Source organism: Myxococcus sp. AM010, assembly GCF_013372585.1.
Lineage (GTDB): Bacteria > Myxococcota > Myxococcia > Myxococcales > Myxococcaceae > Myxococcus > Myxococcus vastator.
Genome location: NZ_JABXEO010000075.1, coordinates 26,199 through 45,588 on the forward strand (window position 1 = coordinate 26,199; position 19,390 = coordinate 45,588).

Genomic DNA, 19,390 nt, shown 5'->3' on the forward strand with positions numbered 1-19,390 from the left:
GTGATTGCATGCGTGACTGGGACGTGTGGCGACTGGTGCTGCCGGGCGTGTCACCGCTGGAGGTGTGGAACCTGCCCGTGATGGGGCGCGAGCTGTGGGAGCTGCTCGGGGCGCCTCGCGTGGACGCGGACCGTCGCGCGGGGGTTCCTGAGTCAGCGCTCGCGGGCCGGCTGGGCCCGGCGCTCGCGGGGGCGTTGTCCACGCTGGTGAAGCGGCACGCGGTGGAGGCCGTGTGGCTCAGTGGCGGCCTGGTGTGCCTGGAGGGCTTTGGCGCCATGCTCTCGCACGTCGCCACCGCGCTCCCCTGCCCTGTGTACGTGGCGGAGCGTCCCCTCTTCGCTCCGGCCCAGGCGGGCCTGCGCCTGCTGGCGCCGCTCGCGCCCGCGCAGCCGGTGGCGCTCGACGTGGGCCAGACGGGCATCAAGTGCGTGAGTCACACCGCGGCACCGCGCATCTTCGAGCGCGATACGGCGCTGCTGCCCCGGTACTTCATCGGCATGGCGCGGCCTCCGGACAGGCGTCATGTGCAGGCGGCGGTGGCGTTCATCGCCAGCGCCCTGCGCGTGTTCTCCGCGCAGGCTCCCGATGCCTTGTGCCTCGCCCTGCCGTGTCCGCTGGACGCTTCGCTCATCCCTGGGGGCTGCACCTATGGCTGGGAGGGCCACGCGTCGCTGGTGGCGGACATCCTCCAGGCGGCCATGGGGAACGAGGGCCGCGGCGGGACGGCGCTGGTGCTCAATGACGCGGAGCTGGCCACGGAGGCCGCGCGGAGGGATTCGCGGCTGGCGAACCACTCACGCGTGTTGTGCCTCACGCTGGGCTTCGGGCCGGGTGGCGCGTTGCTGGAGCGGCGGTAAGCGGGCGCTCGCCCAGGCTCAGTGCAGGTCCAGCTCCTTCTTGGGCGCGATGTCGGGGCGCTGCTTCGTCACCAGCGCCTTCGCGGTGCTGAAGAGCACCTTGAGCTTTCCGCCTGCCGGGTGGACGTACTCGGCGTGCTCAGGCGTGAAGCGCAGCAGGGCGATGTCGCCCTCATCCGGGCCCTGGGGAAACCAGGGCTTCCAGCCGGGCTCCCACAGGTCATGGATGGCCCTCCTGTCGCGGACGATTTCCACCACGCCCGATACGGAGAGATACGTGGCGCTGTCCTCCGTCGCGTGGAAGGCCAGCGAGCAGTGCGGGTCTGACTCCAGGTCCTGCACCTTCTGCGTGTCCGTCCAGGTGGCGAACCAGAGCACGGTACCGGACTTGTGCTTCTTCGCCACCGCCATGGGCCGCGTGTGGAAGTGTCCGTCCGCGCCACGGGTGGTGAGGAGGGCGGTGTCATGGCCCTTCAGCAGCTCCTCGAACTCCCGGCGGTCTCCCTGGATGGCCCCCCGCGGCTGATTCATCGTGCGCTCGCCTGTCTCTTCCATGGGGATGACCTTTCGTTCGCCATCGTGAAGTTCCTGGAGAACGTAGGGACGCGCGGGCCGTGGGGAAGCAGCAGGGCTGGAGTCGCGCTGACCGCTCCCCTGGTGAACTGGTCGCCGCGGCGCAGGCAGTCCCTACATCCAGGCGGAAGACGAGCGAATCAGGTCTTCCGCCCTGCCCCTCCGGAGCGGCCTTGCACCTCGCTGTTCGGAAATGTCGGGACTTTTGTGACGCCAAAACCCCCGACATTTCCGAACAGCGAGCTCCCGGCCGGGGTCCGTGGGGTCCGGCCCCCCCCCGAGGGCAGCCCGGACACCGCGGTTTGAAACCTTGACGAGGACACCAACGTGGCGACTGTCGAAGCGGCGGAGCGGCCCCAACGGCCTCGCCTCCGGCCTGGACCTGGTAGCCTGGCGGGGTTGACGAACCAGGACATCGACTGGCCCATCCGGGTCGCCGCCATGAACGCGCTGCAACACCTGGTGCGCCAGCACGGCGAGGTGCTGTCCTGGGACGTCATCGACCGAGGCTTCACGTACCAGGGCGAGACGCTGAACTTCGCCAACCGCGCACGCGGCATCTTCTGGCCTCGCCACATGCGCGAGACGGCGCTGTCCATCAAGACAACCGTGCCTCGCCAGGGCCGAGAGGCGCGCTACGACGACCTCCGCTCGAACGAGGGCTTCCAGTACCGGTTCCAGGGAACGGACGTGGCATCTCGCGACAACCGGCGCCTCGTGCGGGGCATGGAATGGGATGTCCCGCTCATCTACTTCTACGGCATCGAGCCGGGCGCCTATCGGCCCATCTGGCCTGTCTACATCTCCGAGGCCAACCCAGCCGAGCTGAGCTTCACCGTCGTCTCCGCCGCGCCAGACGCGGAGGTGCTGACACCGGGGCTCCACACGGCGGACCCGAAGCTCTTGAGCCTGGAGCGCCGCTACGCCACGGTCCAGATGAAGAAGCGGCTGCATCAAGCCGCCTTCCGTCAGCACGTGCTGCGCGCCTATTCGCGGCGGTGCGCGGTATGCCGGTTCCCCCGGCCGGAGTTGCTGGACGCGGCGCACATCCTCCCAGACCGGGACGAGCGCGGCAGGCCGGAGGTCTCCAACGGCCTCTCGCTCTGCAAACTCCACCACGGGGCCTTCGACGCGGACCTGCTGGGCATCCGCCCCGACGGCATCATCGAAATCGCGCCACGGCTGCTCGCCGAGCGCGACGGGCCCACGTTGGAGTACGGGCTCAAGGGCTTCGCCGGAAAGGCGCTGAGCATCCTGCCGGAGGCGCCCGTCCACCGGCCGCGCCGTGAGTACCTGAAAGCGCGCTACGAGCGCTTCCGCGAGGCAGGCTGAACCCAGGACGGGCACGGCACGGACGCGCCCGTGGCCGCCTGACTCAGGCTACGCCACCGCCCGGCGTCCGCCCCTGCGCGTCCGGCATCTTCCCCTGGAGCAGCAGGTTGTCGCCCCGGCAGAGGCTCTTGTAGGACCACACCCAGAACGAGTCTCCAGGACGTGACTCCTGGAGATACTCGTCCAGCACGTCGGCGTCGTCACAGATGAAGCGGTGCGGGGCGCGCGTCTCCCGGTAGAAGCGGTGCTCGATGATGAGCGGGCTTTCGTTCGCCAGCATCTCCCGCAGGCGGCTCAACGTCTCCGGGTCGGTGATGCGCGAGCCTTCGAGAGTCCACGCGTCCATGGTGCGGTGCCGCGCCTTTCTTCCCACGAGCTGAAACGGGCCCGGAGGATGATAGCGGATGACGACCCACATCAGGGCCGCGCGTCTTGCGATGGCGCCGGACGGTGCTCGGTGAAGAGTTCGTCCTCGTAGCACCAGGCCCACTCCTCACCCGGCTCGAAGGACTGGACGACGGGATGCGCCGCCTGCTGGAAGTGCTTCGTCGCGTGCCGGTTGGGCGAAGAATCACAACATCCCACATGGCCACAGCTCAGGCAGCGACGCAGGTGCACCCAGCTCGCTCCCATGGCCAGACATTCCTCGCAGCCTCGCGAGCGCGGAGGCGGGTCTCCGGCCTGCTGGATGTGCTCGCAAATCGGCTCCATGTGACACCTCCCTGTGACTGGGGCGACCCAGTGCCCTCCACAGCGTAGGCACTGGGTGCGGGGTCCTTCAGTGCGCACCAGCCAGGATGGCGAGCCACCGGCGGCACGTCCCCACCCCGCCGTGGCGGATGGCGTGCGCGGAGCCCCGGGTGCACGGTAGAGCCACATGGCCACCACCGCCCCCGACACCCCCGTCGCCTATGACAGTCCTCGCGGCCGGGGCGTGCTGCTCGCCAGCGTGCTGGGCAGCGGCATGGCGTTCCTCGACTCCACCGCCGTCAATGTCGCCCTGCCCGCCATCGGCCGCGAACTCCACACGGGCCTGTCCGGCCTCCAATGGGCCGTGGACGCGTATCTGCTCACGCTCGGCGCCCTGGTGCTCACAGGGGGCGCGCTCGGCGACGCGAAGGGGCAGCGCCGCGTCTTCCTGCTGGGCATGCTCGTCTTCACCGCCACATCGGTGTTGTGCGGGCTGGCGCCCAACACCTGGACGCTGGCCGCCTTCCGCGCGGCGCAGGGCGTGGGCGCCGCGCTGCTGGTGCCCGCGAGCCTCGCCTTGCTGCGCACGTCGTTCCCGCCTCAGGACCGGCAGCGCGCCGTGTCCGCCTGGGCCGGGCTGTCCGGCGTCACCACGGCCGTGGGGCCGCTGCTGGGTGGGTGGCTCGTGGACGCGGGCTCATGGCGCTTCGTCTTCTTCCTCAACGTGCCCCTGGCCGCGCTCACCGCCTGGGCGGCGCTGCGGTACGTGCCAGACATCGCGCCGAAGACAGGGGCGCGCGGGCTGGATGTCGCGGGCTCGGTGACGGCGGCGCTCGGGTTGGGTGGCCTCATCTACGCGCTCATCGAAGGCCCCGCCCATGGATGGCCCCTGGCGGCCATCGTCGCCGCGGCCGGAGGCGCCGTCCTGCTGGCCGCGTTCTTCGTCCTGGAGGCGCGGCAGCGGGAGCCGATGCTCCCACTCACTCTCTTCCAATCGCGCACGTTCTCCGGCGCGAACCTCACCACGCTCGTCGTGTACTTCGCGCTCGGAGGCGCCACCTTCCTGGTGGTGCTCGCCCTCCAGCAGCAGCTCGGCTATTCGGCGCTCGGCGCGGGCGCGGCGCTGCTCCCCATCACGCTGATGCTGCTTCTCTTCTCGCCTTCGGTGGGGCGGCTCGCGGGGCACATCGGCGCGCGTCCGTTGATGACGGCGGGGCCGCTGCTCGCGGGCGTGGGGCTGGCGCTCCTGACGCGCATCCAGCGCGGAGGCGACTACGCGAGCACGGTGCTCCCCGGCATCGTGGTGCTGGGGCTGGGACTGGCGCTCACCGTCGGTCCGCTCACGGCGGTGGTGCTCGGTGCCGTCGAGGACCGCCACGCGGGTATCGCCTCCGGCGTGAACAACGCCGTGGCCCGCATCGCCGGCTTGCTGGCGGTGGCGCTGCTGCCGCTGCTGGGCGGGCTCGCCGGCGACGCCAACGTGGACTTCCTGGTGGGCACACGGCGCGCGCTCTGGGTGTCCGCGGGCCTGTGCGCCGTGGGAGCGCTGTGCTCGCTGCTCACGATTCCGCGCGAGGCCGGGCGCACGGCCTCCACGCGACAGGAGCGCGGGACGGCGGGGCCTTAGCGCCCGCATCGGGCCATGGCGCCGCCGCCCGCCGCTCAAGCAGAAGGCCCCCAGCCGAGCGGGCGCTAGCTCTTGTACTTCACCGAGCAGCCGTAGGGCGTGGTGGTGCTGGCTGGGACCTGCTGGCCACCCACCACCGCGTCCACCGCCGTCTTCACGTGGTTGGCCGGCTTGGCGTTCTTGCCGCGCGGGTCATCGTCGATGGCGCCCGCGTAGCGGACAACGCCCTTCTCATCGATGACGTACATGTGCGGCGTCGTCTTCGCGCCGTAGGACCTGCCCACCGTGCCGCTCGCGTCCTGGAGGACCGGGTAGGGGAAGCCCTCATCCTTCTTCCACGCCGCGGACTTCTCCGGCGTGTTGTGCGAGGTGGAGTCCACCGCCAGCCACACCACCTTCTTCGCGTCGAAGCCCTTCAGCGTGGTGGCCATCGTGTCGTTCTTGTAGTGCCGCTGAACGAAGGGGCACTCGGGGTTGGTCCACTCCAGGACCACGACCTTGCCCTTGTACTGCGCCAGCGTGTGCTCCTTGCCGGACTCGTCCTTCAGCGTGAAGGTCGGCGCGGGCTTGCCGACTTCCGCGTCGGCGAGGGCAGGCGCCCCCGTGAACAACGTGCCCAGCGCGAGTGCGGTGAAGACCTGCTTCATGGCGTTGCTCCAGCGTTTGGGGGACTGCGGGGAAGACAGCACGACTTCAGTGACTTGGGAAACCCGCGGCGCAGAGGACGTTCGCGCCGCTGCCCAGCTTCGAAGGTGCGCACTCCGCCGCGCGCTTCACGGCGTCCGCCACCACGCCCGGCGTGAGCAACTCCGGCAGCACCTCCGGCTTGTCGGGGACGCCCGGGCTCAGCACCAGATACATGGGCACACCGGCCCGGCCGTGCTCGGCCAGCTTGGTGGTGATGCTCGCGTCCCGGCGCGTCCAGTCCGCGATGAAGAAGGCCACCTGGTGCTTCGTGAAGGCGTCGCGCACCTCGTCGGTGGCCAGCACGGTGCGCTCGTTGAACTTGCAGGTGAGGCACCAGTCCGCCGTGAAGTCGATGAACACCGGCTGCCCCGCCGCCAGCGCCGCGTTCACCGCGTCCGAGCTCCACGGCTGCGCCTGCACCACCGCGGACCCGAGCCGCGGCGGCGCCGCCGCCGCGTCCTGGTCCTCGAAGCGCAACGTCAGCAGCCCGGACGCCACCAGCACGCCCGCGGCCACCGCCACGGTGGCCAGCTTGCGCACGCCGTCCTGCGCCTGTCCCTGGCCGTACAGCCAGGTCACGAGCCCCACCGCGACCAGGAACGCCAAAAGCCGCGCCATGCCGTCCACGCCGGCCAGCCCGCCCATCACCCACACCAGCCAGACGGTGGTGGCCAGCAGCGCGAAGCCCAGCACCTGCTTGAAGCGCTCCATCCACGCGCCCGGCTTGGGCAGCCTCTTCGCCAGTCCAGGCACCAGCACCAGCACGCAGAAGGGCAGCGCGAGCCCCAGGCCCAGCGCGGTGAAGACGGCCAGCACCGTCAGGGGGCCCGCCGCGAAGGCGAAGCCCACCGCGGTGCCCAGCAGCGGCGCCGAGCACGGCGTGGCAAGCACCACCGCCAGCACGCCCTCGCCGGCGCTGTGCATCAGGCCGTGGCTCTGGTCCACCTTGCCCGCCAGCGCCGTGCCGTCCAGGCCCACGTTGAAGACACCGAAGAGGTTGAGCGCGAAGGCCACCAGCACCGCGCACACCCCCGCGACGAAGAGCGGCTCCTGGAACTGGAAGCCCCAGCCCACGCTCGCCCCGCCCGCGCGCACGGCCAGCACGCCGCCGGCCAGCAGCAGCATCGTGCCGATGATGCCCGCCGCGTAGGCCGCCGCATGCGCGCCGACGCGGCCCTGCTCCTGCTGCACCATGCGCGTGAAGCCGTAGGCCTTGAGCGCCAGCACGGGGAACACACACGGCATCAGGTTGAGCAGCGCGCCGCCGAAGAAGGCGAACACCAGCGCCAGCCCCAGGCTCATGGACGACCCGGCCGCGGGCGGCGTGGCGATGGCGGCGCCCACCGGCTTCACCGCCGCGATGCTGTCCTTCACCGACGGCGGCTTCACCGCGGCCGGCGTCCCCGCCGCGCCACCGGCCGCCACCATGGGGGCCAGCGGCGCCGTCACCTCGAGGTACTGGTAGCCCGTGGCCGCCGTGCCCAGGCGCAGCACGCCCGTCAGGCCCAGCGCCGTCGCCTGCACGTCCGGCTCCGCCTTGCCCTTGAGCTTGAAGCGGCCCGGACCGTCCGAGGCCAACCCCACGCGCGCGACGCCGGGGATGCGGTCGGCGACGAAGAAGTCACCCTCCACCGCGGGCACCGCCGCGCCGCCCGAGGCCGTCAGGGTGAGGGTGCCCGTGAAATCCTGGCCCGCGGTGAGCTGGGGCGCATCCAACGCCAGCGTCGCCGCGTGGCCGCTGTCCTTGGCGGGGCGGGGCACCTTGGCCAGCTCGGCGTCGAGGACGGCCGCCGTCTCGGCGTCGCGCACCGTCTGGGGCCCCAGGGGAATGGAGCGCGTCAGCATCAGCTCCGCGGGGATGCAATGCACCTCGCACACCAGCGCTTCCACGGCGGCGGACACCGTCACCATGCCCGTGGCGGCCCCATCCACGGCCTTGGCGTCGGCGACGAGGATGGCCTCACCGTCATAGCCATGGGTGGTGATGAAGCCGTCGGGCGTGCGGAACGTCTGAGGGAAGGGCCACTGCAACGGCCCCACGGTGACGCCGGGCGTGTCCCACGCGACTTCCGTCTCCAGGCCGGAGTCGCCCGGGTTCTTCCAGTAGACGTGCCAGCCCGGGTCCAACCGGAAGCGCACGCCCACGCGGAAGGTGTCTCCCGGCTTCACCTGGGTGGCGTCCACCAGGAGGGCGCCCTCGATGCGAGGGTCACCTTCGTCCGGCGCGCTGGAGGCCACCGCCGACGCGGGCAGGTCCGCCCACGCGACGGCCGCCACCAGCAGCAGTCCGATTCCGCCAACACTGCCGAGCCTCTTGGACTGCCGATGCGTCATGCGATTCCCGTTAACCTAGAGGAGGCTGGCCCGCCAGCGGCAGTCACATGCCTCCGAGCACAGTGAACCATCTGGGCAGGCGGGCATTCCCCTCGCATGACGCGCCACGCCCACTCCCAGGCGGACCGCTCGGGCGGAGGGGGTTACAGCGTCACAGAGGCAACGTCATCAACCCACAGGGAGCAGCCGAGCGGCGGACGTCAGTCCTCGGTCTTCCAGGGCAGCAGCGCGGGCTCGGGCGCCGTGGGGCCCACGCGGCTCATGGTGATGCGGGAGACCTCGGAGTGCGCGCGGCGCAGCACCAGCGCGGGGAGCTTGTTGGCCCGGCGCTCCATCACCCGGCGCAGGTCCGCCAGCCGCTCCACGTGGCGCTGCGCGGGCACCTCCGCGGAGCCAAGCCGCGCGAGCTTGTAGAGGGCCACGTCGGCGGCCTCCAGCGCCCGCTCCGCGGCGTCCTGGTGACGGCGGCCCAGGGCCTTCCACGCGGCGGCTTCACCGGCGACCAGGTCCAGCTCGGCGGACACGGCGCGCACGAAGCGGCCCGCGTCGCTGTCGGGCAGCACGCGTGTCACGGGCACGCTGATGCGCCGCGTATCGCCGCGCTCGGAGTAGGACGTGGACACGCCCAGGTTCCACTCCGCCTCCCCCAACATGCCCGAGAAGAGGACCCGGCGCGGGAAGGCCTGGGAGATGGCGCCCAGGGTGGCGCTCATGGCGTCGCCCTCCACGCGCGAGGGGTAGCGGTGGCGGCAGCGGACGTCGGCGAAGCCCGTGGGCAGCACGTGCACGCGCGCGTCGGAGACGACTTCACCGAAGAGCTCGGCGCCCAGTTGGCCCACGGCCATGGGCAATCCTTCGGGGTCATCCACGTGCACGAAGCCGGTGCCGGAGGGGCTGGTGAGGGCCTCCAGGACGTCGGGCAGGTAGTGGCGGCCCAGCCCCAGCGCGTGGAGCATGACGCCGGACTCGGCGATGCGGGCGCCCTGGGTCTTGAACTCGGCGAGCTGCGACGGGCCCACGGAGGGCTCGCCGTCGGTGAGCATCAGCACCTGGGGCCGGGCGCCGGGCACGAGCACGCGGCGGGCGGACTCCGAGGCGCGCTCCACGGCCTCGTGCAGGGCGGTCCCCTCGCCGGACTCCAGGCGCGCGAGCACCTTGAGGAGCTGCGCCCGGGCGTTGGCGTCCATGGCGCGCATGGGGAGGACCTGCTCGGGCTCGGCGTCGAAGGTGAGCAGGCCCAGGTAGTCACGCGGGCTGGCGCGCTCGACGAGCGCCTGGGCGGCCTGCACGGCGGCGAGCAGCGGCACGCCCCGCATGGAGGCGCTGCGGTCCAAGGCCAGGTTGATGGCCACGGGCGCGCGGGGGGCATCGGCGTCGGCTTCCAGGGTGACGAGGAGGAGCACCTCGCGGCCCTGCTCGGCGTCACGCTCCACTGCCCAGGCCGTCTGCTTCATACGTACTCCCCCGTGGTCGCACGAGGCATTGTGCCGCGAATCAATCTGCGGGAGCGGACTGCCCCCGATGCCGGAAGTCTCATGGGCCACAACGCACGGGAGCAGGGGACGCTCACGAGCAGGCTGCGGGGTCCGAGAATGTCGGGAGTCGTGCTTTGGAGCAAGGGGGCCCGGGGGCTCACCCTGAGGGAGCCGCCACGCGGGCATCCATTGCCCCGGTTACCGCTGGTGCCCCCGCGCGTCCACCGGCCGCGGGGGCCGCGTATTACTCGGCCGCAGTCCAGCCGCCCCACGACTCCTCGGAGTAGCCCCAGCGGCGGCCGGGCGCGCCCTCGTCGGCCCCCGAAGACTCCGCGTCACCGTCCTGCCGCGGATCCACATAAGGCAAACCTTCATCGTCCATGTACGTGGTGTCGTCGTGAACCATTGTCGGCTCCTCTGCCGCTTCGGTCGACCCGGGCTCACCCCATGCGAAACCCGCTCCAACAAGCGTTGACCGATTTACCAACCATGTTGGGGATGTCGCTCCGCGTTGTAAAGCCCTTGGGGTCTCAAAGTTCTGGAGCCCGTGTAGACCGTCTGCCTACCTGCCTGCCCTCCAGCAAGGCGTGTTCGTATTTACAGCCGGTTACGAACAGTCAAGCGTCTGACAGTGCCCGTGGCAATCGCACAAGGTAAGCCCTGGGTCCGAGCGAGGGAATCCCACAACGGTTGACACCCAGGTATTTTCAAGGAGGCCCTGGCCGCCGCCCGTCCCTGGTAAATCCGTACGATGGCCGCTCACTCCCCGGCGGACCCAGGCCGCGTTCTCCAGTGAAGGACACCTGGGACAGCAGCGCGCTTGATTCGCGAATCACCCCTGTTAGGGTTGAAGTGCACTCAAGAATTGCCGCGACGCGGCAGCCCGGGCCCATCCGCCGCGCCCCAGAGGTCCTCAGAGTCCCATGAGTCCCATCATCACCGGCCTGTTGCTAGCCCTCGCCGTTCCCATCTTCGTGATGACCATGTCCGGTCGCGTGGGCGTCCTGCTCGCGATGAAGAAGGAGAACCGGCTCGACAACATCCCCTTCCGCGTGGCGCAGCTGGTGCGCTTCGGCCTTGGCCAGAAGCGACTGGTGGATCCGGAGGAGTTCACGCCGGGCCTGTTCCACGTGTTCATCTACGCGGCCTTCATGGTGCTGGCCCTGCGCACCGTCATGCTCTTCGCCATGGGGTTTTCGACCACGGCGCTGGACGTGCTGACGGACCTGGGCCACCCGTTCTGGGCGGAGCAGTCCGCGCTGCTCTTCCTCTACAAGGTCTACCTGCTGGCCAAGGACGTGGTCGCCGCGCTGGCCCTGCTGGGCGTGGCCTACTACGTCTGGGTCCGCTGGAAGGTGAAGCCGGACCGCCTGACGCCGTCGTGGGAGGCGTACCTCATCCTGTGCTTCATCGGCGGGCTGATGATTTCCGAGTTCCTGTTCGGCGGCAGCCACATGGTGGCCGCGCACGCCGCGCAGACGCAGCTGGGCGCCACGCAGGTGCCACAGTCCGCCGCCGCGCTGGTGTGGTGGGAGCCGTTCACCAGCCTGACGGGCCTGGCGATGATGCCGCTGGGCGCCACCGCCGCGCACGTGCTGGGCGTGGCCGGCTTCTGGACGCACCTGGTCATCATCCTGGCGTTCCTGAACTTCCTGCCCATCGGCAAGCACTTCCACATCATCACCGGCCTGCCCACCGTCTTCTTCCAGCGCACGCACTCCACCGGCAAGCTGCCCACGCCGGACCTGGAGAAGGAAGAGTTCGGCGCGGCCACGGTGAAGGACCTGACGTGGAAGCAGGGCATGGACCTCTACTCCTGTACGGAGTGTGGCCGCTGCCAGACGCACTGTCCGACGTACATCACCGGCAAGCCGCTGACCCACAAGGGCGTCAACCAGGACCTGAAGCATTGGATCTGGGACAACGAGCAGTGGGTGGAGGAAGGCTACGGCCCCAACAAGGTGAAGGAGCCGCTGCCCGAAATCGTCGGCAGCGCGCTGTCCGCGGAGACGGTGTGGGCGTGCACGAGCTGCGGCTGGTGCGAGCAGGCCTGCCCGGTGTTCATCGAGAACGTGCCGCGCCTCATCGACATGCGCCGCTACCAGGTGCAGGTGAAGGCGGAGTTCCCCCCCGAAATCCAGCGCGTGTTCGAGGGCATCGAGCGCCAGGGCAACCCCTGGGGCCTGGGCCAGGACCGGCGCGACGAGTGGGCGGAGGACCTGGCGCTGCCCACGTGGGGTGACGACGGCGGCCCCTACGAGTACCTCTTCTTCGTGGGCTGCGCGGGCAGCTACGACGACAAGCAGAAGAAGGTCAGCCGCGCGCTGGTGAAGATTCTGCGCGAGGCGGGCGTGAGCTTCGCCACGCTGTCGAAGCAGGAGATGTGCAACGGCGACTCCGCGCGCCGCATGGGCAACGAGTACCTGTTCCAGACGATGGCGAAGACGAACATCGAGTCGTGGAACTCGATGGGCGTGAAGGCCGTCATCACCCAGTGCCCGCACTGCTTCAACACCATCAAGAATGAGTACCCGGAGTTCGGCGGCGAGTACCGCGTCATCAACCACACGCAGCTCATCAACGAGCTGCTGAAGGAGAAGCGCATCCGGCTCTCCGCGGTGATGAACAGCAAGCTCACCTACCACGACCCCTGCTACCTGGGCCGCCACAACGGCGTCTACGACGCCCCCCGCGAGGTGCTCAACGCCATCCCCGGGCTCGAGGTGGTGGAGATGCAGCGCAGCAAGCGCGAGGGCTTCTGCTGCGGCGCCGGCGGCGGCCGGATGTGGATGGAGGAGCACATTGGCACGCGCATCAACCACAACCGGTTGAACGAGGCCGCGCTGACGCTGAAGCACGCCGAGGACCCGAGCACGCCCTACCCCAACGCCGCGGACAAGAAGAAGCCGGGCCAGGTGGGCGACTACAAGGAGCAAGGCGGCAGCGGCATCGTCGCGGTGGCGTGCCCGTTCTGCTCCACGATGCTCTCCGACGCAGTGAACGACACCGGCCGCGAGGGGAACATCAAAATCAAGGACATCACCGAGCTGGTGGCCGACGCGCTGGAGACGAAGAGCGGCGCGGTGGGCACCGTGGCCCCCAGCGCCACGGTGAGCGCCAAGCCGGAGTAGCGCCAAAGCGGCGGGCCCGCTGAAGGGCCCGCCCGCTTCGCTTCACCCGAGGGCCCGGAGGCTTCCACCGTGAAGCCCCGGGCCTTCGCCGTTTCAGGGCTTGCGCTGCTTCTCCGAGCGCAGGACGCGCGCCAGCCGCTGGGTGGCGCCGTCGTCGCCCAGCTTGCCGGAGACGTAGGCCCCGGCCGAGGCGAGCTTGCGGCGGAAGCCGTTGTCCGGCGGAGGCGGCGCGTCCAGGCGCAAGTCGGTGATGCCCAGGCCGGAGAGCAGCGTGCGGGCCAGGTCCTGGTCATCCGCGCGCGCGTGGGGCATCAGCCACTGGCAGACCTCGGTGTGCCCGTGCGCGGCGGCCATGATGAGCGCGGACTCGCCGATGCGGTCCGTCAGCTCGGGGTCGGCCCCCGCCTCCAGGAGGAGGTGCACCAGGTCCGCCCGTCCCACCCGGGCCGCGGCCATCAGCGGTGTGCGGCCCTCCTCGTCGAAGGGGTTGGGGTCCGCTCCGGCGGACAGGTGGGACTCCACGGCGTCACGGTCGCCCGCCAGCACGGCATTGAAGAGGGACATTGTCAGACCTCCGCGCGGCAGCATCGCGCCTCGCGCGCTGGGGCGCCAGTTGCCCCAGACGCACGTCGCCTTACGCCTGGAGGGTCAGTTGATTTCGACCGTGCCGCCCTTGATGCGGTGGGTGCCGGAGGCGCGCGACTCCAGTTGGGTGCCCTTCACGATGACCTTGCCGTTGCGGCGCAAGGTGATGCTGGCCTCGCCGCACTTGAGGACGACTTCGTCCTGGCCCTCGATGACGACGCGCTTGCCGTCGACATGGGCCTCCATGGGCCGCGGCGTGGCCTCCGGGGGTGGCGACTCCAGCAACGCATCCAGCAGCGGCGTCGCGCTGGGCTCCTGGATGAGCCCCATGACGAAGGGCAGCCGCGGGTCTCCGTTCTCGAAGAGGAGCACCACCTTCTGCCGCTGGGCGACGGCGGCCTGGAGCGCCTTCGGCTCCACGACGACGGCGAGCCGCGCGGCCACCGGCCCCGAGGTGCTCCCCGGGAAGTCCACGAGCACCGCGCCGCTGGCATCAACGCCCACCAGGTTGCCGGCCCGGCTCCCCAGGATGGGCTCCTGGGACGGCGCGCCAGAGGCAAGGGACTTGCTGTCGGGTGACACGCTCATGCCGGCATCTCCATGCGTCAGGCTACCGCAGGCGCCCCCCACGGCGCGAATCAGGCCCGGCGGGCGGCCCTGACGCCACGCCACCGGGCCCGAGGTCAGCCGCTCCGGGTCAAATCGGCCCGTAGGACGGCTCCGTGGCGCTGGGCACCGCCAGCGACACCGCGCCCGAGCTCAGGTTCGCGCGGTAGATGCCCGGGTCGCTCCCGCCGGCGCTGATGAGGAAGCCCAGTTGGCTGGCGCCCGTCCAGCTCGGCCACGACTCCTCCGAGCCCGCGCCGCCGCTGGTGACGCGCTGGAGCGCCCCCACGTTCGAGCCCGACAGCTGTCCCACGAAGATGCGCGTGCCACCGGAGGACAGGCGCCCATCCAGCGCCACCTGGGAGCCGTTCGGAGACACCGCCACGCGGTTCTCCACGAACTGCACGCCCGCGCTCAGGGACGAATAGGTGATGGTGCTCCCGTTGAGCGGCACGTGCGCGAGCTGGTCGAGCTGGTTCAGCCCGCTGCCCGCGCCCGCCAGCACCGCGCTCCCGTTGGGCACGAAGGACGGCGCGCCGTAGGCGATGACGTTGTTGGGCGTGAGCTCCTGGAAGCCGCTGCCGTCCGTGTTGATGCGCGCCAGCGCCGTCTGGGAGCTGTTGCCGGGCGAGAAGACGAAGACGACGCTGCGCCCGTCCGGGCTGAAGGTGGGCGTGCGGAAGTTGGAGCAGCCGCGCGCGCACGCCGAGTCATTCGCCCGGAACAGCGTGGACGGCGTGCCGCCCGAGGTGGGCACCGTCAGGAGCGAGGTGGAGCCTCCGCTGCGCTGGACGAACACCACGCCGCGGCCGTCACGCGACACCGAAGGCCAGTAGGCGCCGCCCACGCTGGTCAGCCGCTGCGGGCTGTTGGCGTCGCCGCTGTCGTCCACCACGAAGACGTTGCGGTCGTCCTCGCGCACGAAGGCGAAGCCACGGGTGAAGAGGACGTCCCCGATGCCGCCGCCACCGCCGTCATCCAGGGGCTCGCAGCCCCCCAGCATCCCCACCGCCAATACCGCTCCGAGGAATCTCCGCTTGCCCGTCATCGTCGTCACTCCGCTTCCCGGCCGATAGAGAGCCCCGTACTACAGAGCGCACCGGGACTGACGTCAACGCGCCGCGGGTGATTCAACGCACCGTCAAGGTCAGCGGTTGAGCTTCTGGAGCTCGTTGCGGCAGAGGTTGCAGAGCGTCAGCTGCTTGCGGTCGCAGTCCTGCGGCGTCTGCGCGAAGAACATCACGCACCGCGGGTCCTCGCAGTAGGACAACCCGAGCAGGTGCCCCGCCTGGTGCACCACCTCCACCTGCGCGCGGCGCCGCAGCGTGTCGCTGGCGGCGCCCTGGGCCAGGCGGTGGAGGCTCATCACCGCCGTCTTCGATTCACGGTCCGCTTCCCCGAAGACGAAGGGCGAGTCCGGGACGAAGAGGTCCACGTCGGAGATGCCCAACACGGCGAACTGGCCGGGCTCCAGCATGGGCGTCAGCCGCCGCATGATGGCGTTGCAGTGGTACTGACCGCGGTCCTTGTTGAAGGCGTAGGCGGGCGTCGTCAACATCGTCTTCGACACCACCGCCGTGACACCCATTTGCGCCGCCAGCGGGTCCTGCAAGTCCCTCAACAGTGAGACAGGCGGGCTACCCACGGAGACCAGAAGGAGTGTCTTCTGCGGCATCGGCCCACCGTCCTTCATGCACGTGGCGGACGCATGGCTACCGCGTCCCCCCGGAGCGGAGTGGCTGGGGCGCAAGGATTCGAACCTTGATACTCAGAGTCAAAGTCTGATGTCCTGCCATTAGACGACGCCCCAGCAGGTTCTCTCGTGTACTTCTGGTGTCCGAGTGTACGGCATCCCGACGGGTGCGGGGAACTCCCCTGAAGCGGTTCCCTGCAATGTCAGCCACTGGACCCCTCGCCCGGGCCCCGAGGGCGGCCGGAGCCGGGCGCATTGTCGCTCTCTCTTTACACCTGGAGTAAAGCCGCCCCGGACTCTCGCCAGGGGCGGCCACTCCTCGGTCAGCCCTTGAGGACGGCGAGCGGCGTGAGGCGCAGGAGCGGCCGGACGAGGTCGGCCTCGTCCTCCAGCACCTCGGTGATGTCGCGGTAGGCGGCGGGGGCCTCCTCCACCAGCGTGGCGGTGCGCCCCTTGTCGTACACCACGCGCCGCAGCACGTGCTCCAGCGCCGCCGGACGGATGCGCGCCCGGGCCTCCGAGCGGGTGAGGACGCGGCCCGCGCCGTGTGAGCAGGAGCGGAAGGCGCGCGGCTCGCCCAGCCCCTCCACGACGTAGGACGCCGTGCCCATGGAGCCGGGGATGAGCCCGCGCCGGCCCGCATGGAGCCCTACCGCGCCCTTGCGGTGGACCAGCAGCACGCGGCCCCCGTGCGCCTCTTGAGCGACGTGGTTGTGGTGCACGTCCACGACCGACGGGGTGTCGACGGCCACGCCCAGGGCCTCCTCCAGGACGCCCAACGCGCGCGCGGCGATGGCCTCCCGGTTGGCGAGCGCGAAGCGGCAGGCCCACTGCGTGTCGGCGAGGCAGGCGGCGCCCTCGGCGGTGTGGATGCTCAGGCCCGGAAGGCCGCCGTCCCCGAGCGCCCGCGCCACCCGCCCGTGGTGGTCCGCGATGGCCGCGCCGACGCCCCGCGAGCCGGTGTGCAGCAGCAGCCAGAGGTCCCCGTCCGCGTCCCGGTCCAGTTCGAGGAAGTGGTTGCCGCCTCCGAGCGTCCCCAGGTGTCTGGGCGCCAGCCGCACCCAGGCATGGCGAAGCTTCTGGGTGGACAGGGGTGGTGACGCCAGCGCCAAGGGCAAGGGCTGCCCTCGGCCCCGGTGGACGGCGTCACCCACGGGGATGCGCTCGGCCAACCAGGACAGCACGCGCTCCAGCACGTCCCGTCCGGGGAGGCCCGAGGTGCGTGGGAAACGCCAGGCGCTCACGCCGCAACCCAGGTCTCCGCCCAGCGCCCCGGGCACGACGTGGTGCTCGGTGGCGAAGACGGTGCCCACGGCGATGCCGGAAGCGACGTGGAGGTCCGGCATGGCGGCCACGTGCTCCACGACATAGGGCTGGGATGCGAGGTGCCGCAGCTGCTTCTCCGCGCCGGGAGGCAGCGCGCGTGCCCAGACGAGGATGGGCCTGCAGCCCGGCGCGGGCGGAAGGAGACGGGGCATCATGGCGCGCCCTCCTCCGCCGCCCCGGGCGTGTGCTCCGAGACGCCGATGTAGATGAAGCGAAGCTGCGGCACGCGCTTGAGGTCCAGGTGCTCCGCGAGCTGTGAGCGCAAGTAGCCGCTGGCGCCTTCGAGCGCCGCCTGCAGGGGACGAAGGCCGCCAGCCGCGGCTTCGGGCGTGACGGTGTAACCGATGCGAACGAGGCGGCCGTCTGGCGACAGCTCGAAGGACGTCAGCGCGACGCCTTCGAGCCTCGGGTCGGACAGCTCACCCCGGAAGGTGCGGGAGACTTCTTGGGACAGGTGGGACTGCACGCGCAGATGGCGCGAGGACGAGGTACGGCGATTCCTGGAAGAGGACATGAGCGGACGAACGGTTCCCAGAAGGCCGCGCGTGCCCTCGTGCGCGCCCGGCTTCAAGCCGTCAGCGACGCACGAGACACACGCCGGCCCATTGCACGGAGGCAAAGGCCCCGCGCACCCGCCGAATCCAAGGCTCTGGAAGCGCGCTCCGTCCCGCTCAGCGAGGGAGGCGGCCCACCCGGTTCAGCACGTTCAGCGCGGAGCGACCCGAGACTCCATTCAAGACACGTCCCATGGCACACCTCCCACCGCGTGCGTGACTCCCGCGCGGACCGTGATGCTGCGCAGGCAAGGTGTGACCGCCCTCCCGCCCACGTCAAGCGACAGCCCGGGACGGCAGGACGCGGGCAGACCTGACAGCCAGCCACCCCTCGGGCCCAGGCCCTGTGTCCGGTGTCGACGGGTGACCACCCTCACTTTCCAGCAGCGGACGTGCGTCTCAACGCGGCCGTGGGCCTGGCCCGCCGTCGCGCTACGCAGTGGGCACGAGGTGAAGGCACATGGCGGAAGCGTTCGACGTGGTGGTGATTGGGGCGGGCCCCGCGGGGGAGGTCGCCGGTGCGCGCGCCGCGGCGGCGGGGCTGTCGGTGGCGCTGGTGGAGCACGAGCTGCTCGGCGGCGAGTGCTCGTACTGGGCCTGCATCCCCAGCAAGGCCTTGCTGCGCCCGGGGGAGGTCCGGTGGCTGGCGGAGCATGCCGCCGGCGTCCGCGAGAAGCTCCAGGCGGGCATCGACGCGCGCGCGGTGCTGGACCACCGGGATTCGATGGTCAGCCACTACCACGATGACTCCCAGGTGAAGTGGGCCGAGGACGCGAAGCTGAAGGTGGTGCGGGGCACCGGCAGGCTCACCGGCCCGCGCAAGGTGCGCGTGGAGCGCAAGGACGGCGCCGCGCGGGAGCTGGAGGCGCGAAAGGCCGTGGTGCTGGCCACCGGGAGCCGGCCGCGCATCCCGGACCTCCCGGGGCTGAATGACGCCCAGCCCTGGGACAACCGCCAGGGCACCGCGGCCAGGCAGGTGCCCAAGCGGCTGGTGGTGCTGGGCGGCGGCGCCGTCGCGGTGGAGCTGGCCCAGGCGTGGCGCTCCCTAGGCTCCGAGGTGACGCTGGTGCAGCGCGGAAAGGGCTTGCTGTCCCGCGCGGAGCCCTTCGCCGGAGCGCAGGTGGCCCAGGCGCTGCGGGACTCCGGCGCGCGCGTGCTGCTGGGGATGACCGCGAAGAGCGTCCAGCGGCCCGGCGGCAAGGGCGAGGTGACGGTGACGCTGTCCAATGGCGAGCAGGTCGTCGCGGACGAACTCCTGGTGGCCATGGGCCGCGTGCCGCGCACGGAGGGAATCGGGCTGGAGACGGTGGGGCTCGAGGGCGGCAAGCCGGTGGAGGTGGACGACCAGCTCCGCGCGAAGGGCGTGGACGGCGGCTGGCTCTACGCGTGCGGCGACACCAATGGCCGCAACCTCCTCACCCACATGGGCAAGTACCAGGCCCGCATGGTGGGCGACGTCATCGCGGGCAAGCAGGCGAGGGCCTGGGCGGACGCGAAGGCCACCCCGCAGGTCGTCTTCACCCACCCGCAGGTGGCCAGCGTGGGCCTCACCGAGGCCAAGGCGCGCGAGGCCGGGCTGCCGGTGCGCACGGTGGAGAAGCAGCTCCAGGACGTGTCCGGCACGTCGCTGGTGGGCAAGGGCCTCACCGGCACCGTGAAGTGGGTGGTGGACGAGCAGCGCCGCGTGCTGGTGGGCGCCACGTTCACCGGGCCTGAGGTGGGGGAGATGCTCCACGCGGCCACCATCGCCGTGGCGGGGGAGGTGCCGCTCGATACGTTGTGGCACGCGGTGCCGTCGTTCCCCACCATGAGCGAGGTGTGGTTGAAGCTGCTGGAGGCGTACGGCCTGTAGCGCGCGGGTCCCTCCGTTGCGTGTGCGGGGGCGGGCGTGGAATGGTGCCGCTGCCCACCCCACCCCTC

Annotated in this window: 18 protein-coding genes and 1 tRNA gene; 5 read left to right on the plus strand and 14 right to left on the minus strand. The window is 70.8% G+C overall.

The genetic code is table 11. The annotated features are described in order from the left end of the window. Nucleotides 1-8: 8 nt before the first annotated feature. The gene (locus tag HV826_RS27910) at nt 9-857 is read left to right on the plus strand and encodes an ROK family protein (protein ID WP_217918809.1); all 849 of its coding nucleotides are present in this window, start codon (nt 9-11) and stop codon (nt 855-857) included. A gap of 18 nt (nt 858-875) precedes the next feature. Here the strand turns inward: HV826_RS27910 and HV826_RS27915 are convergent, their stop codons facing one another. Next, the gene (locus HV826_RS27915; RefSeq protein WP_176420010.1) at nt 876-1,412 is read right to left on the minus strand and encodes a pyridoxamine 5'-phosphate oxidase family protein; all 537 of its coding nucleotides are present in this window, start codon (nt 1,410-1,412) and stop codon (nt 876-878) included. A 345-nt stretch (nt 1,413-1,757) separates the two neighbouring features. On the opposite strand from HV826_RS27915, the gene HV826_RS27920 reads away from it, so the two are divergent. Continuing rightward, nucleotides 1,758-2,762 (plus strand): HNH endonuclease, encoded by a 1,005-nt coding sequence (locus tag HV826_RS27920; protein WP_176420011.1) that lies wholly within the window; start codon nt 1,758-1,760, stop codon nt 2,760-2,762. Between the two features lie 43 nt (nt 2,763-2,805). Here the strand turns inward: HV826_RS27920 and HV826_RS27925 are convergent, their stop codons facing one another. Together HV826_RS27925 and HV826_RS27930 are read right to left on the minus strand one after the other, a co-directional pair. Continuing rightward, nucleotides 2,806-3,108, minus strand: coding sequence for a hypothetical protein (locus tag HV826_RS27925; RefSeq protein WP_255208116.1), 303 nt, complete (start codon nt 3,106-3,108; stop codon nt 2,806-2,808). Between the two features lie 71 nt (nt 3,109-3,179). Next, a complete protein-coding gene (locus tag HV826_RS27930; RefSeq protein ID WP_176420012.1) occupies nt 3,180-3,473 on the minus strand; it encodes a UBP-type zinc finger domain-containing protein in 294 nt (97 codons plus the stop codon). A gap of 166 nt (nt 3,474-3,639) precedes the next feature. Here HV826_RS27930 and HV826_RS27935 point away from each other — a divergent pair, with 166 nt between their 5' ends. Beyond that, nucleotides 3,640-5,079 carry an MFS transporter gene (locus tag HV826_RS27935; RefSeq protein ID WP_176420013.1) on the plus strand — a complete coding sequence of 480 codons (1,440 nt, stop codon included), beginning with the start codon at nt 3,640-3,642 and terminating at the stop codon, nt 5,077-5,079. A 65-nt stretch (nt 5,080-5,144) separates the two neighbouring features. On the opposite strand, the gene HV826_RS27940 is transcribed toward HV826_RS27935, so the two are convergent. The 4 genes from HV826_RS27940 to HV826_RS27955 form a co-directional block, all read right to left on the minus strand. After that, complete coding sequence (locus HV826_RS27940) at nt 5,145-5,726, minus strand: thioredoxin family protein (RefSeq protein ID WP_176420014.1); 582 nt, start codon at nt 5,724-5,726, stop codon at nt 5,145-5,147. Between the two features lie 46 nt (nt 5,727-5,772). Further along, entirely contained in the window at nt 5,773-8,100 is a 2,328-nt protein-coding gene (locus tag HV826_RS27945; RefSeq protein ID WP_176420015.1) for a protein-disulfide reductase DsbD, read from the minus strand. Nucleotides 8,101-8,300: 200 nt separating this feature from the next. Further along, complete coding sequence (locus HV826_RS27950) at nt 8,301-9,554, minus strand: VWA domain-containing protein (protein ID WP_176420016.1); 1,254 nt, start codon at nt 9,552-9,554, stop codon at nt 8,301-8,303. A 265-nt stretch (nt 9,555-9,819) separates the two neighbouring features. After that, nucleotides 9,820-9,981: a hypothetical protein gene (locus tag HV826_RS27955; RefSeq protein ID WP_176420017.1), complete on the minus strand. Its 162-nt coding sequence runs from the start codon at nt 9,979-9,981 to the stop codon at nt 9,820-9,822. Between the two features lie 517 nt (nt 9,982-10,498). Between HV826_RS27955 and HV826_RS27960 the strand changes: the two genes are divergently transcribed. Further along, entirely contained in the window at nt 10,499-12,706 is a 2,208-nt protein-coding gene (locus tag HV826_RS27960) for a (Fe-S)-binding protein (protein WP_176420018.1), read from the plus strand. A 93-nt stretch (nt 12,707-12,799) separates the two neighbouring features. Here HV826_RS27960 and HV826_RS27965 read toward each other — a convergent pair whose 3' ends face one another. The 7 genes from HV826_RS27965 to HV826_RS27995 all read right to left on the minus strand — a co-directional run bounded on the left by HV826_RS27965 (nt 12,800) and on the right by HV826_RS27995 (nt 17,430). Next, nucleotides 12,800-13,270, minus strand: a complete 471-nt coding sequence (locus HV826_RS27965) for an ankyrin repeat domain-containing protein (RefSeq protein WP_176420019.1) — start codon at nt 13,268-13,270, stop codon at nt 12,800-12,802. An 84-nt stretch (nt 13,271-13,354) separates the two neighbouring features. Then, on the minus strand, nt 13,355-13,879 hold the full coding sequence (locus tag HV826_RS27970) for a DUF6484 domain-containing protein (protein ID WP_176420020.1): 525 nt from the start codon (nt 13,877-13,879) through the stop codon (nt 13,355-13,357). A gap of 109 nt (nt 13,880-13,988) precedes the next feature. Next, complete coding sequence (locus HV826_RS27975; protein ID WP_176420021.1) at nt 13,989-14,954, minus strand: PD40 domain-containing protein; 966 nt, start codon at nt 14,952-14,954, stop codon at nt 13,989-13,991. A gap of 90 nt (nt 14,955-15,044) precedes the next feature. After that, complete coding sequence (locus HV826_RS27980) at nt 15,045-15,572, minus strand: non-proteolytic archaemetzincin-like protein (RefSeq protein ID WP_176420022.1); 528 nt, start codon at nt 15,570-15,572, stop codon at nt 15,045-15,047. Between the two features lie 61 nt (nt 15,573-15,633). Beyond that, nucleotides 15,634-15,707 (minus strand) — tRNA-Gln (locus HV826_RS27985). A 206-nt stretch (nt 15,708-15,913) separates the two neighbouring features. After that, a complete protein-coding gene (locus HV826_RS27990; RefSeq protein ID WP_176420023.1) occupies nt 15,914-17,071 on the minus strand; it encodes an RtcB family protein in 1,158 nt (385 codons plus the stop codon). Next, on the minus strand, nt 17,068-17,430 hold the full coding sequence (locus HV826_RS27995; protein ID WP_176420024.1) for a ribosome-binding factor A: 363 nt from the start codon (nt 17,428-17,430) through the stop codon (nt 17,068-17,070). Before HV826_RS27995 ends, HV826_RS27990 begins: the two co-directional genes overlap by 4 nt. A gap of 500 nt (nt 17,431-17,930) precedes the next feature. Here HV826_RS27995 and HV826_RS28000 point away from each other — a divergent pair, with 500 nt between their 5' ends. Further along, nucleotides 17,931-19,322: an NAD(P)/FAD-dependent oxidoreductase gene (locus HV826_RS28000; protein ID WP_176420025.1), complete on the plus strand. Its 1,392-nt coding sequence runs from the start codon at nt 17,931-17,933 to the stop codon at nt 19,320-19,322. Nucleotides 19,323-19,390 lie beyond the last annotated feature (68 nt).

Coding starts and splice junctions, on each gene's coding strand:
- HV826_RS27960 (WP_176420018.1), top strand. CDS start 10,499: ATGAGTCCCATCATCACCGGCCTGTTGCTAGCCCTCGCCGTTCCCATC.
- HV826_RS27935 (WP_176420013.1), top strand. CDS start 3,640: ATGGCCACCACCGCCCCCGACACCCCCGTCGCCTATGACAGTCCTCGC.
- HV826_RS27940 (WP_176420014.1), bottom strand. CDS start 5,726: ATGAAGCAGGTCTTCACCGCACTCGCGCTGGGCACGTTGTTCACGGGG.
- HV826_RS27995 (WP_176420024.1), bottom strand. CDS start 17,430: ATGTCCTCTTCCAGGAATCGCCGTACCTCGTCCTCGCGCCATCTGCGC.
- HV826_RS27965 (WP_176420019.1), bottom strand. CDS start 13,270: ATGTCCCTCTTCAATGCCGTGCTGGCGGGCGACCGTGACGCCGTGGAG.
- HV826_RS28000 (WP_176420025.1), top strand. CDS start 17,931: ATGGCGGAAGCGTTCGACGTGGTGGTGATTGGGGCGGGCCCCGCGGGG.
- HV826_RS27945 (WP_176420015.1), bottom strand. CDS start 8,100: ATGACGCATCGGCAGTCCAAGAGGCTCGGCAGTGTTGGCGGAATCGGA.
- HV826_RS27955 (WP_176420017.1), bottom strand. CDS start 9,981: ATGGTTCACGACGACACCACGTACATGGACGATGAAGGTTTGCCTTAT.
- HV826_RS27950 (WP_176420016.1), bottom strand. CDS start 9,554: ATGAAGCAGACGGCCTGGGCAGTGGAGCGTGACGCCGAGCAGGGCCGC.
- HV826_RS27930 (WP_176420012.1), bottom strand. CDS start 3,473: ATGGAGCCGATTTGCGAGCACATCCAGCAGGCCGGAGACCCGCCTCCG.
- HV826_RS27980 (WP_176420022.1), bottom strand. CDS start 15,572: ATGCCGCAGAAGACACTCCTTCTGGTCTCCGTGGGTAGCCCGCCTGTC.
- HV826_RS27925 (WP_255208116.1), bottom strand. CDS start 3,108: ATGGACGCGTGGACTCTCGAAGGCTCGCGCATCACCGACCCGGAGACG.
- HV826_RS27910 (WP_217918809.1), top strand. CDS start 9: ATGCGTGACTGGGACGTGTGGCGACTGGTGCTGCCGGGCGTGTCACCG.
- HV826_RS27970 (WP_176420020.1), bottom strand. CDS start 13,879: ATGAGCGTGTCACCCGACAGCAAGTCCCTTGCCTCTGGCGCGCCGTCC.
- HV826_RS27915 (WP_176420010.1), bottom strand. CDS start 1,412: ATGGAAGAGACAGGCGAGCGCACGATGAATCAGCCGCGGGGGGCCATC.
- HV826_RS27990 (WP_176420023.1), bottom strand. CDS start 17,071: ATGATGCCCCGTCTCCTTCCGCCCGCGCCGGGCTGCAGGCCCATCCTC.